Here is an 11,843-nt window from a genome sequence, read left to right as displayed (position 1 = left end):
TTGTCCCCCGTCGCGGCACCGGGGATCCTGGGCACATGCCCGAACGCGCCACGCCGAATCCGCTCGAACGGATCGGCTACGTCTGGGGCCGCACCCTCCCGCCGAGCATGCGGGACTGGGTCCTCGAGGATCTGACCGGGCCCGGCGCGACCCGCCGCTATCTGCTGCGGATTCTCGTTCCGATCATTCCGGTCCTCTGCCTGTTCCTGCTGCTGCCCGGGCCGACGTGGATGGGGCTGGCCATGATGGCGCTGCTCTACATTCCGCTCATCTATTTCACCGCCGCGCTCATGTACGTCTACCGCCGGCATCGGCTCATCAAGCACGGCCTGGATCCCGCACTCGCCGATATCGATCGGCGCACCCGTGAGGCCGCCGACCGCACTGCCTACGAACGGCGGCACGGCCGCGCCTGATTCGGCGCCGAGCCTGAACGATCTCTGTGGTTCCGCTCTCGGTTGCGGCGGCGCGCCCGTTCGCGGCATACGCTCGGTGGGAAGACATTTGTTGCTTCGGGTTCGTGGGAGAGCCAGATGGAACCTCACTGGGCCGCCGCACATTTCCGCGCGGGGGATGACGATCGGGATCGGGTGGTCGAAGCGCTCAAACAGTGCTTCACCGAGGGGCGCATCGACGCCGACGAACTATCCGATCGAATCGGGTTGGCGCTCAATGCCAAGACCTACGGCGATCTGGAACACGTCATGACCGGATTGCCGGCGGTCCGGCTCGGACCGGCCATCTATCCGAATACGCCGATGCTCTACGGCCCGCAACCGCCCGGGCCACCGCGCAGGTCCAATGGCATGGGGATCGCCGCCTTCATCCTGGGCATGTTCGGGATCGCCTGCGGCATCACCGCGCTGCCCGCCATCGCGCTGGGGTCGGTGGCGCTGGCACTGGATTCGCAGCGGGAGGACAAGGGTCTCGCCATCGGCGGCGTGGCGCTCGGCGCGGCGTGGATGCTGGTGTACGGGATGTGGTTCTTTCTCTGAGCCCATCCCGGGATCCGGGCGCGTCACCCGAGTTCTGGGCGCTCCGCCACGGTGCGCTCGAACGCGCGCAGATCCGCCTCCAATTGCCGGAAAAGCCAATAGTCGCCGAGGAATCCGAGCACGCCCGCCAGGCACAGCCACTTCATGGGCTCGATGACCAGCGACACCTCATCCGGCCGCAGCGCCATGAATCCGGTGACCACGGCAATGAGCGGAATCGAGGCCGCCACCGCGAGATAGCGGGTGCAGCGCCGGCTCAGGGCGCGCAGATCACGGTCGTCATCGGTGGTCTCGCCATGGATGAGCAGGGCCGGATAGATGCAGCGCACGATGAAGAAGGTGATCAGGAAGAACGGGTAGGCCACCGCCACCGTGCCCGCGACCAGCAGGGTCGAGGCGAAGTGCAGCACCTGCGGCACGGACAGATCGGTATAGGCCAGCAGGATGAACGGCGTCAGCACCGCATGCTGCAACCAGCCCGCGAAGGCGGCCCACGCCACCCGGTCACCGTCCACCAGCGTGTCGCGGCGGGCCGCGGCCAGCTCGGCCGGATCGTAGCGCTGACCGCGCTGCAGGCCGCGCCACACCAGAAAAGCCTTGCGGCACATGAAGTTCGTGACGATCAGCACCAGCACGGTGGTGAACAGCCCGAACAGTCCGCTGATGTTCTGTAATCGCAGCTGCTCGTCGTGCGGTATCCAGGCGTCGAACAGCGGGCTGCTGTGCAGATTGCTGTAGAGCACCCCGAGAATGCCGCCGGTCGCACTCGCCAGGGTGATGATGCCCAGCAATGACCACGGTCCGGCCTTGGCGCGCCAGCTGCCCGCCGGCGGATCCACCAGATCCCGGGCGCGCTGATCCAGGCACAGATCCAGCTGCCGGGCCAGTTCCGCGCCGGTGGCCCAGCGGTCCTCCCGATTCGGAGCCAGGCATTTCAGCAGCACGCGCCGCAGCGTGGGCGGGCAGTCCGGTGGCAGCAGCGACTGCTGCGCGGTATCCAGTTCGCGCCGCCGCAATTCCAGCATGCGTTCGAGCGAGGATTCCGAATCGCCCGCCCGGGATTCGTCGTCGAAGGGGCGCCGGCCGGTGAGCAGTTCCCACAGCACCACGCCGAGGGCGTAGATATCGCTGCGGCCGTCCAGATCCTCGGCGCTGGCGGGCAGGTGCGGATGGCAGGCCGCGAGCTGCTCGGGCGACATGTAGGCGAGGGATCCGCCGAAGTAGGCCAGCGGGCTGGTCCCGGCCACGTGCAGGCTGAAGCTGATATTGAAGTCGGCGAGCTTGGGAATCCCGTCGGCGGTGAGCAGCACATTGGCGGGCTTGATATCCCGGTGCAGCACGCCGTTGGCGGCGGCGTAGTCGAGCGCGCGGGCGAGGCGGCTGCCCAGCCAGGCCACGGTTTCCGGCCAGCTGCGCGCGGCGACGCCGGCGCGGGCGGCGGATTCGCTCGGCACCAGCCCGCCCTTGTCCCGCATGGCGCGGTCGACGGCCTCCAATAGCAGCGCGCCGGAGCGCTGCTCGGGCGGGCGCTCGCGCACCAGGCTCAGCAGCCGCGACAGCGTCCCGCCCGGCAGGTACTGCATGTACATCAGCTTGAGTTCGTGCTCGGCCATCAGCCGCTGATCGAAGACGCGCACGATGTTCTCGTGGTCGAGCTGGGCGAGGGTCTCGGATTCGGTGCCGTGATTCTGCGAGATCTTCACCGCCACCAGCCGCTGCATGGACCGCTGCCGGGCCAGGAAGACGCGGGCGAAGGCGCCGCTGCCCAATTCGACGAGCAGGTCGAAATCGTCCACCCGATCGCCGACCTCGATGACGTCGAGGGCGGCGCGGGCCTGCGGCCGGGCGATGAGGGTGCTGCGGTAGTCGCGCTGATCCCATTCGATCTCGGTGGAGGCGGCCTCGGTGGGGAAGCCGCTGTGGTCCAGGCCGCGGCCGGAGCGGCGCAGGGCGTGGAATTCCTCGTAGGCCAGATCCGGCGGCAGCGGCCCGGAGCGCAGTTCGTCGTATTCCAGGCGGTATTCGGCCAGCCGCTTCGGGAAGTCGTAGCGAATCCACCGATACTCGAGATCGATCTTGATCAGCTCGATCAGGCACAACCGGCGCAACTCCGGTGCATCCGGCAGGAATTCGGCCAGCTCCGGCGGCGCGCCCGCGGCCTCCCACGCCGCGGTGAACCGGGCGGTGAGCGCGGTCAGCAGCGAGCGGGTCTCATCGACAGCGTCGGAATCTATGGCCGGCTCCACATTCATGCCCTCCCCTGCGACCGGCGTGTACGTGCGGATCAATTCTCAGCCGTTCAATCGTTGATCGCACCCGGATTGCTTCACCAACTACGCTCCGGGGCATGAGTGAGCAGTTTCCCGACCGGATCTGGGGATCACGCACCAATCTCCTGTCGCGCCTTGCCAGTCCGTTCGCCGCGACGACATTCGGCTCGCTGGTGATCCGGAAATTGACCCCGCTGGATCGCCGGGTGCTGGAGCGTACGAATGGCAAATACACCGTGCTCGGGCCGATCGGCGCCCCGGTCGTCCTGCTCACCACCGTCGGCCGCAAGTCCGGGCAGCCGCGCACCAGCCCGCTGCTCTATGTGCACGGCGGGGACGTGCTGTATGTGATCGGCAGCAATTTCGGGCAGGCCAAACATCCGGCGTGGACCGGAAATCTGCTGGCCACCCCCGCCGCCGAGGTCACCATTGCCGGGCAGCGCATTCCCGTGACGGCGACGCTGGTCGAGGACGAGGAGCGCAAGCGGGAGATCTTCGCCAGGTTCGAGGAGACCACCGAGGCGTACACCGCCTACAAGAACCGCACCACGCGTGATTTGCGAATTTTCGCCCTGACAAGATAGGCCCGTGACCGAATCAGCAAACGCAGTGGCCACCGCGGATCTGGCCGATGAGATCGGCCCCGAGATCCGCAGCTGCGACACCCAGTTCATTCAGTTCGGCGGGCGCGAGGCGTTCTCCGGCCGCATCGTGACCATTCGCTGCTTCCAGGACAACCTGCTGGTCAAGCAGACCCTCGGCGAACCCGGCGAAGGCCGGGTGCTGGTGGTCGACGGCGGCGCCAGCGTGCACACCGCCCTGGTCGGCGACATCATCGCCGGTCGCGGCGTGGACAACGGCTGGGCCGGGGTGATCGTCAACGGCGCGGTCCGCGACTCCGCGATCCTGCGCACGCTGCCCATCGGCATCAAGGCGCTGGGCACCAACCCGCGCAAGAGCACCCAGACCGGATCCGGCGACAAGGACGTGCCCGTCCAGTTCGGCGGCGTCACCTTCGTGCCGGGCGACATGCTCTACAGCGACCACGACGGCGTCGTCGTTCGCGCGGAGAGCTAGCCCTCCCCCGTCATTCCGGCACGCTCTTGGCCGGAATCCACACCGACCTCCGTGGATCCCGGCCAACAGCACGCCGGGATGACGAGGCTGGTCAGCCTGCGGTGACTCGCGCCCGGTGGCCCGCCAGGGTGACGACGTCGCCCGCGTGTAGCTGCCGTCCGCGGCGCAATTCCACCTCGTCGTTGACCCGCACCAGGCCCTCGGCGATCACGGTCTTGGCCTCCGAGCCGGAATCGATGAGATTCGCCAGTTTCAGGAACTGGCCGAGTCGAATGACCTCGTCCGCGATCGGAACATCGACTGGATCCGTCATGGGTACATCCTTACCCGCGCGCCGCGAGAGTCCAAATACCGGCCCCCGCAACCGGCCGGTAAGTGGTGCGTGGCCGACACGAACGCGGTTCTGAGTGCGCGCGGGCAAGCGCACCGTACACACTGGTGCGGTGACTTCGACGCAGGACCGGCAACACCAGGACAGCGAGCACAGACCGGACGCGCGCGCACCGGAGGTCCCGCACCGCGGGCACGGCCGGTTCCGTGAGGTCCCGCACGTCGCGGGCCTGATCCTGGGCGTCTTCGCGACCTTCTGCGCGCTGTGGAGCATCTCGCCGGCCCTGCGGTATCTGACCGCGCCGCTGCGGCACTACGTCGACAACTACTACTTCGACGCGCCCGACACCTCACTGGTGTGGGCCGTGGTGGTCGGATTGCTGGCCGGCGCCACCGCCAGCCGCAAGCGCATCGCCTGGTGGTTACTGACCGGCTACATGGCGGTGTACGCCCTCGCCAACGCCCTGGAGTTCGCCGCCGAGAAGGACGTCAACGCGCTGGTGGCGCTGATCGTCCATCTCGCGGTCATCGGCGTGCTGATCGCGTCCTGGTCGGAGTTCTACACCCATGTGCAGCGTGGCGCGGTATGGCGGGCGCTGGGCTGGCTGGCCGGCGGGCTCGCGCTGGGCTCGCTCATCGGCTGGGGACTGATCGAACTCTTCCCCGGCACCCTGGCCGGCGGCGTGCAGCGCCCGCTGTGGTCGATCTCGCGGGTGACCGCGGCCATCCTGGTCAGCAATGAGAACTTCGACGGGCACCCGCCGCATCTGGTGAACCTGCTGCTCGGCCTGTTCGGCGCCATCGCCCTGCTGGCCGCGGTGGCGGTGCTGTTCCGGTCGCAGCGAGCGGCCAACGCGCTCACCGGAATCGACGAATCCGCGCTGCGCGGGCTGCTGGAACGCTCCGACGTGGAGGACTCGCTCGGCTATTTCGCCACCCGGCGCGACAAGGCGGTGGTGTTCGCGCCCAGCGGGAAGGCGGCCGTCACCTACCGCGTGGAACTCGGGGTGTGCCTGGCCTCCGGCGACCCCATCGGCATGAAGGAGGCGTGGCCGCACGCCATCGACGCCTGGCTGCGGCTGGCCGACCAATACGGCTGGGCTCCGGCCGTCATGGGCGCGAGCGAGGTGGGTGCGACCGCCTACGGCCGGGCCGGGCTGTCGGCGCTGCGCCTGGGCGACGAGGCCATTCTGGAGACCCGCAGCTTCTCCCTGGCCGGGCCGGAGATGAAACAGGTCCGCCAGGCCGTCAACCGGCTCTCCAAACAGGGCGTCACCGTGCGCGTGCGGCGGCACAAGGAGATTCCGGCCGAGGAGATGCGGGAAGTCATGCGCCGCGCCGACGCCTGGCGCGACACCGAGACCGAACGCGGCTTCTCCATGGCCCTCGACCGCCTCGGCGATCCACTCGACGGCGACTGCCTGCTCGTGGAAGCGGTGGACTCCGGCGATCGCGTCCTGGGCATGCTCTCACTGGTCCCGTGGGGCCGCACCGGCGTCTCCCTGGACCTCATGCGCCGCGACCGCCAAAGCCCCAATGGCGTCATGGAATTGATGATCTCCCGGCTGGCGCTCACCTCCGAGCAGTACGGCATCACCCGCATCTCGCTGAACTTCGCCGTCTTCCGCGCCGTCTTCGAAGAGGGCGGGCGCATCGGCGCGGGCCCCGTGCTGCGGCTGTGGCGCAGCATTCTCATGTTCTTCTCGCGCTGGTATCAACTGGAGGCGCTGTACCGCTCCAATGTGAAATACCAACCGGATTGGGTGCCGCGCTTCTCGCTGTTCGAGGAACGCCGGCACCTACCCCGGGTCGCCATCGCCAGCGCGCTCGCCGAGGGCTTCCTGCCGCGCATGGGCAAGGATCACGACGCCTCCGCGCACACCGGCGTGCGGTCCTCGGTGCCCGCCACCATCACCGGGCTGCACGCCGACGGCAGCCCGCCCGAGCCGACCCCCGAAGAGCTCGAGGAGGCCGGACCGCGCCGCCCCGAACAGGTGCGGGTGCGCATGGACAAACTGCACAAGCTCGGGGCCGCGGGCATCGACGCCTACCCCGTCGCCTATCCGCCCACCCACACGGTGGCCGCCGCCCGCCGCTCCCCGCAGGGCACCACGGTGCGGGTCTGCGGGCGGCTCTTACGGATTCGCGACTACGGCGGCGTCATCTTCGCCCTGGTGCGCGACTGGTCCGGCGAGATCCAGCTGGTCATCGACCGCGGCCGGGTCGGCGCGGAACACGCCGCCGAATTCGACGAGTACTTCGATCTCGGCGACCTCATCGAGGTGAGCGGCCAGATCGGGCGCAGCCGGCGCGGCGAGCTGTCTTTACTGGCCGCCGACTGGCGGATGCTCGGCAAATGCCTGCACCCGCTGCCCGACAAGTGGAAGGGCCTGGCCGATCCCGAGGCGCGCGTGCGGCAGCGCTACGTCGACATGGCCATCAACACCGATGTGCGCGAGCTGATGGCCAAGCGCAGCGCGGTGGTGCGCTCGCTGCGGGACACCTTGCACGGCTGGGGATTCCTGGAAGTCGAGACGCCGGTCCTGCAACGGGTGCACGGCGGCGCCAATGCCACCCCGTTCACCACCCACATCAATGCCTACGATCTGGACCTGTATCTGCGCATCGCGCCCGAGCTGTATCTCAAGCGGCTGTGCGTGGGCGGCATGGAGAAGGTCTTCGAACTCGGCCGGGTCTTCCGCAACGAGGGCGTGGACTTCTCGCACAATCCCGAGTTCACGGTGCTGGAAGCCTATGAGGCGCACAGCGATTACGAACGCATGATGCACACCTGCCGCCAGCTCATCCAGGAGGCCGCGGTGGCGGCCAACGGGAAGATGGTGGCGCTGCGGCCGAAACCGGACGGCACCTTCGACGAAGTGGACATCTCCGGCGAATGGCCGGTGCAGACCGTGCACGGCGCGGTGTCGGAGAAGCTCGGCGAAACCATCACCCCCGACACCGATGAGGAACGCCTGCGGCTGCTCTGCGACAAGGCCGGCATACCGCATCAAATGGGCTGGGACACCGGGCAGATCGTGCTCGAGATGTACGAGCACCTGGTGGAATCGCAGACCGAGGAGCCCACCTTCTACATCGACTTCCCCACCTCGGTCTCCCCGCTCACCCGGCAGCACCGGCACATCGCGGGCGTCACCGAACGCTGGGACCTGGTGGCCTGGGGCGTCGAACTGGGCACGGCCTACAGCGAATTGACCGATCCGGTGGAACAGCGCCGCCGGCTCACCGAGCAGTCCATGCTGGCCGCGGGCGGCGACCCGGAGGCCATGGAACTCGACGAGGACTTCCTGCAGGCCCTCGAGCACGCCATGCCGCCCACCGGTGGTCTCGGCGTCGGCGTGGATCGGGTGGTCATGCTGCTCACCGGTCGCAGTATTAGGGAAACCTTGCCATTCCCCTTGGTGAAACCGCGTACCAGCTAATCTGAATTGGGCCCCGGGAGGAGGGCCGTTCCGATCTGAGAGGGGCTTCCCGATGTACTACCTGGACATGATGACCCAGGCAAACCTGCTGGATCACACCGTATGGACCGATCCGAACACCTGGACCTCGGCTATCGAATACGAGGCCGCCAAGAAGAAGAGCAAGCGCGGCGGCAGTTTCTGGATCTTCGCTGCGGTCTGCTGTATCGGCGTCGTCGCCCTCGTCCTGGGCATCGTCTACCTCATGACCAAGCGCAAGAAGCAGCAGTAGCGCCGCCCCGCCGGGGAATGTGACGGCACGGTGCGGCAGAGTGATGGCGTGCAGTTGATCCTCGTCCGCCACGCTCAGCCGCAACGCGTCACCGAGTTGTCCGGCCCGGCCGACCCGGATCTCACCGAGATCGGCGTCGAACAGGCCGCGCGCGTGCCCGCCGCGCTGGCCCACCACCGCATTGCCCGCGTGGTGAGCAGCCCGCAGCTGCGGGCGCGGGAAACCGCCCGTCCCACCGCCGAAAAGCTGGGCCTGAGCGTCGATATCCTGGACGGCCTCGCGGAATACGATCGCGACCTGCCCGCCTATATCCCCATCGAGGACGCCAAGCGCGATTTCGCCGATGCCTACGCGCGCATCAAAGCGGGCCACCTGCCCGAGCAGATCGACGGCCCGGCCTTCATCAGCCGTGTGCTGGACGGCATTTCGGCCATCGTCGCCGACGCCGACCACACCGAGACGGTGGTCGTCTTCGCCCACGGCGGGGTCATCAATGTCCTGCTGCAGGACGTTCTCGGTCTGGCGCGCCCGCTGACCTTCCCGATCGACTACTGCTCGATCACGCGAATCCTGTACTCGCGCACGGGCGGACGAACCGCTGCGACCATCAACGAAAACGGGCACGTCTGGGAGTTGCTGCCCCGGAACCGGTAAGCGCGGCAGCGAGCTCGCCCCCGCCCTCCCCTTTCATACAACGAAGGCCGCTCCCGTCGGGGAGCGGCCTTCGAGATCTCAGAGTCACGCAGCGTCAGCGAGCCAGTTGTGCATCCAGGTCAGCGCGGTCTGCCCGCCGCCGACCGGGTAGTACCCGTAGCTGGTGTGCTTGCCGGTGCGGAAGAACTGCTCGAACTGCTTGGCGCGCTCCTCATTGGCGCCCTCGCTGAGCTGCGACTGCAGCGTCGGGATGCCGCCCTGTGCCATCAGATCGTTCATGATCGCGCCGAACTCGAGCTGATACCGCCACAGGTTCACCGGGTTCGGATTCGAGGTCTGCGCCAGGAATCCGGCGAAGCGGCTGACGAAGTCGCTCTCCTCGGTCGAGCAGTACAGATCGCCGATGGCGCACACGGTCCGCACCCGATCCGCAATCCAGCCGAAGCCGCCGACGCGCGGTCCGCCCGCGCCCATACCCGGCACGGCCGGGCCGACCTGAATATCGGTGGGCGAGCGCCGCGGGTCCGAGATGAGCGCGACCGCGCCGATCCGATCCGGCGGCACCACACCGAGTCCGGTGCCGATCTCGGCGGCCAGATCACCCGCGGCATCCGCGCCCTGGCTGTAGCCGGTAATGGAGATCGTGGTGCCGGGGCAGCGAGTTCCCATGGCCGCCACCATGCCTCGCGCCTTGTCGATGGCGTCCTTCTTGGACGCGCCGTAGACGTCGCCCTCCCAGGGGAAGGCGGTGGCCGCGTAGACCACATAGTCGACCTGACCCGGTAGCCCGTCGGTCACATCCGACAGCATTCCCGGTTCGGGCGCCTTGTCCCGGCCGGTCTCCCAGGTTCCCGGAATCGCCACCGTATACATGACCGGGCATCCCGGGTCTGCCGTAACGGGGCCGCTGCCGAGCACGATTCCCGACATGAGCACGCTCGCTGCTGCCCCCGCAGCGGCGACAACCTTCTTCAACCGCATACTGCTCCAGTTCACGCCATTTGCCCGGGACCGCTGTGACCGTCCCGATTCCCGATCATGGTGAAGTCGCCGGATGTCCATCCGGTGCACTGAGGGTTAACCGAAGTAACCGCCCCGTATGAGATGCGCGAAGCAGACCGCGTGACAGAGATCAGCGACACACCGCGCATAACAATAAAGGGGCCTTTCCCGCTGCGCCAACCAAGTGCCGCAATCTGTCCGAATTCCTCGTGCACCACCGCGTTCGCCGGGCTCACGGACACACAGAAGCGCCCGCGGACCCTGAGGTCCACGGGCGCTTCGAGTTTCGGTGCCGGGAGCGGGTTACCGCTGGGCGACCATGGTGGGGGTGATCGGGGACGGGAGCGCGGTCTCGCCCTCGAGGAACTTGTCCACCGCCGAGGCGCAGGCGCGGCCCTCGGCAATGGCCCACACGATCAGCGACTGGCCGCGGCCCATATCGCCGGCGACGAAGACGCCGGGAACCGTGGTGGCCCAGTCATTGTCGCGCTTGACGTTGCCACGCTGGTCATAGCCGACGCCCAGGCCCTCGAGCAGGCCGTTCTTCTGCGGGCCCACGAAGCCCATGGCCAGCAGCACCAGATCGGCCTCGAGGGTGAAGTCGGTGCCCTCGACCTTCTCGAAGCGGCCGTTGACCATCGTCACCTCGTGCGCCTGCAGCCCGGTGACCTTGCCGTTCTCCCCGACGAAACGCTCGGTGTTGACGGAGAACACGCGCTCGCCGCCCTCCTCGTGGGCCGAGGAGACGCGGTACATGAGCGGGTAGGTCGGCCACGGGGTGGAGGTGGCGCGCTCCTCCGGCGGACGCGGCATGATCTCGAACTGGTGCACCGACTCCGCACCCTGGCGGTGCGAGGTGCCCAGGCAGTCCGCGCCGGTGTCGCCGCCGCCGATGATGACGACCTTCTTGCCGCGCGCGTGAATGGGCGGCAGGCCGTCGGCATCGGTGATGTCGTCGCCGAGCTGGACGCGGTTGGCCAGCGGCAGGAACTCCATGGCCTGGTGGATGCCGTCCAGATCGCGGCCCGGCACCGGCAGGTCACGGGCGATGGTGGCGCCACCGGCGAGCACGATCGCGTCGAACTGCTCGCGCAGCGCCTCGGCGGTGATGTCCACGCCCACGTTCACGCCGGCCTTGAAGATGGTGCCCTCGGCCTCCATCTGCGCGATGCGGCGGTCGATGAAGCGCTTCTCCATCTTGAATTCCGGAATGCCGTAGCGCAGCAGGCCGCCGATGCGGTCGTCGCGCTCGAACACGGTCACGGTGTGGCCGGCGCGGGTCAGCTGCTGGGCGGCGGCCAGACCGGCGGGACCGGAACCGACGACGGCGATCTTCTTGCCGGTCAGGCGGGTCGGGTAGACCGGGGTCACCCAGCCCTCGTCGAAACCGTTCTCGATGATCTCGACCTCGACCTGCTTGATGGTCACCGGATCCTGGTTGATCCCGAGCACGCAGGACGCCTCGCACGGAGCCGGGCACAGCCGGCCGGTGAACTCCGGGAAGTTGTTCGTGGCGTGCAGCCGGTCGAACGACTCCTTCCAGGCGCCCTTGTACACCAGGTCGTTCCACTCGGGAATCAGGTTCCCGAGCGGGCAGCCGTTGTGGCAGAACGGGATACCGCAGTCCATACAGCGGCTGGCCTGGGTCCGGAGGGTGTCCTTGGAGAAGTTCTCCTCGTACACCTCTTTCCAGTCCATCAGGCGCAGCGGAACCGGACGGCGCTTCGGCAGTTCCCGCGAAGTGTGCTTCAGGAAGCCTTGTGCGTCACCCATTTACAACTCCAGTCGTGCTAGCAAGGTT

11 protein-coding genes are annotated in these 11,843 nt (G+C 67.9%); 7 read left to right on the top strand and 4 right to left on the bottom strand.

The annotated features are described in order from the left end of the window. The first annotated feature begins 35 nt into the window (after positions 1 to 35). Entirely contained in the window at positions 36 to 416 is a 381-nt protein-coding gene (locus ACFVIV_RS07180; protein WP_379193896.1) for a DUF5313 family protein, read from the top strand. A 117-nt stretch (positions 417 to 533) separates the two neighbouring features. Continuing rightward, the gene (locus ACFVIV_RS07175) at positions 534 to 995 is read left to right on the top strand and encodes a DUF1707 and DUF4190 domain-containing protein (RefSeq protein ID WP_379193895.1); all 462 of its coding nucleotides are present in this window, start codon (positions 534 to 536) and stop codon (positions 993 to 995) included. Positions 996 to 1,018: 23 nt separating this feature from the next. Here the strand turns inward: ACFVIV_RS07175 and ACFVIV_RS07170 are convergent, their stop codons facing one another. Then, positions 1,019 to 3,247 (bottom strand): serine/threonine-protein kinase, encoded by a 2,229-nt coding sequence (locus ACFVIV_RS07170; protein WP_379193894.1) that lies wholly within the window; start codon positions 3,245 to 3,247, stop codon positions 1,019 to 1,021. Positions 3,248 to 3,342: 95 nt separating this feature from the next. Here ACFVIV_RS07170 and ACFVIV_RS07165 point away from each other — a divergent pair, with 95 nt between their 5' ends. Continuing rightward, positions 3,343 to 3,849, top strand: coding sequence for a nitroreductase family deazaflavin-dependent oxidoreductase (locus ACFVIV_RS07165; RefSeq protein ID WP_379193893.1), 507 nt, complete (start codon positions 3,343 to 3,345; stop codon positions 3,847 to 3,849). A gap of 4 nt (positions 3,850 to 3,853) precedes the next feature. Then, entirely contained in the window at positions 3,854 to 4,342 is a 489-nt protein-coding gene (gene rraA / locus ACFVIV_RS07160; RefSeq protein ID WP_379193892.1) for a ribonuclease E activity regulator RraA, read from the top strand. 91 nt (positions 4,343 to 4,433) lie between these two features. Here the strand turns inward: rraA and ACFVIV_RS07155 are convergent, their stop codons facing one another. Further along, on the bottom strand, positions 4,434 to 4,655 hold the full coding sequence (locus ACFVIV_RS07155) for an RNA-binding S4 domain-containing protein (protein WP_067532435.1): 222 nt from the start codon (positions 4,653 to 4,655) through the stop codon (positions 4,434 to 4,436). A gap of 130 nt (positions 4,656 to 4,785) precedes the next feature. On the opposite strand from ACFVIV_RS07155, the gene lysX reads away from it, so the two are divergent. Genes lysX through ACFVIV_RS07140 form a run of 3 tightly spaced genes read left to right on the top strand, consistent with a single transcriptional unit; the run spans position 4,786 to position 9,040 of the window. Then, entirely contained in the window at positions 4,786 to 8,115 is a 3,330-nt protein-coding gene (gene lysX / locus ACFVIV_RS07150) for a bifunctional lysylphosphatidylglycerol synthetase/lysine--tRNA ligase LysX (RefSeq protein WP_379193891.1), read from the top strand. A gap of 52 nt (positions 8,116 to 8,167) precedes the next feature. Next, positions 8,168 to 8,386: a hypothetical protein gene (locus tag ACFVIV_RS07145; RefSeq protein ID WP_379193890.1), complete on the top strand. Its 219-nt coding sequence runs from the start codon at positions 8,168 to 8,170 to the stop codon at positions 8,384 to 8,386. Positions 8,387 to 8,434: 48 nt separating this feature from the next. Further along, positions 8,435 to 9,040, top strand: coding sequence for a histidine phosphatase family protein (locus ACFVIV_RS07140; protein WP_379193889.1), 606 nt, complete (start codon positions 8,435 to 8,437; stop codon positions 9,038 to 9,040). An 84-nt stretch (positions 9,041 to 9,124) separates the two neighbouring features. On the opposite strand, the gene ACFVIV_RS07135 is transcribed toward ACFVIV_RS07140, so the two are convergent. After that, positions 9,125 to 10,021: a cutinase family protein gene (locus tag ACFVIV_RS07135; RefSeq protein ID WP_379193888.1), complete on the bottom strand. Its 897-nt coding sequence runs from the start codon at positions 10,019 to 10,021 to the stop codon at positions 9,125 to 9,127. Between the two features lie 324 nt (positions 10,022 to 10,345). Beyond that, positions 10,346 to 11,815 carry a glutamate synthase subunit beta gene (locus tag ACFVIV_RS07130; RefSeq protein ID WP_379193887.1) on the bottom strand — a complete coding sequence of 490 codons (1,470 nt, stop codon included), beginning with the start codon at positions 11,813 to 11,815 and terminating at the stop codon, positions 10,346 to 10,348. Between the last annotated feature and the right edge of the window lie 28 nt (positions 11,816 to 11,843).

This window comes from Nocardia sp. NPDC127526, from assembly GCF_042672265.1.
Lineage (GTDB): Bacteria > Actinomycetota > Actinomycetes > Mycobacteriales > Mycobacteriaceae > Nocardia.
Note: the sequence above shows the minus strand (reverse complement) of the source record. Positions and strands in the feature narration are given on the sequence as shown.

What these genes read in the sequence shown, in the direction of transcription:
- ACFVIV_RS07155 (WP_067532435.1), bottom strand. Translation starts at nt 4,655, where the DNA reads ATGACGGATCCAGTCGATGTTCCGATCGCGGACGAGGTCATTCGACTC.
- ACFVIV_RS07135 (WP_379193888.1), bottom strand. Translation starts at nt 10,021, where the DNA reads ATGCGGTTGAAGAAGGTTGTCGCCGCTGCGGGGGCAGCAGCGAGCGTG.
- ACFVIV_RS07175 (WP_379193895.1), top strand. Translation starts at nt 534, where the DNA reads ATGGAACCTCACTGGGCCGCCGCACATTTCCGCGCGGGGGATGACGAT.
- ACFVIV_RS07130 (WP_379193887.1), bottom strand. Translation starts at nt 11,815, where the DNA reads ATGGGTGACGCACAAGGCTTCCTGAAGCACACTTCGCGGGAACTGCCG.
- ACFVIV_RS07170 (WP_379193894.1), bottom strand. Translation starts at nt 3,247, where the DNA reads ATGAATGTGGAGCCGGCCATAGATTCCGACGCTGTCGATGAGACCCGC.
- ACFVIV_RS07145 (WP_379193890.1), top strand. Translation starts at nt 8,168, where the DNA reads ATGTACTACCTGGACATGATGACCCAGGCAAACCTGCTGGATCACACC.
- ACFVIV_RS07180 (WP_379193896.1), top strand. Translation starts at nt 36, where the DNA reads ATGCCCGAACGCGCCACGCCGAATCCGCTCGAACGGATCGGCTACGTC.
- ACFVIV_RS07165 (WP_379193893.1), top strand. Translation starts at nt 3,343, where the DNA reads ATGAGTGAGCAGTTTCCCGACCGGATCTGGGGATCACGCACCAATCTC.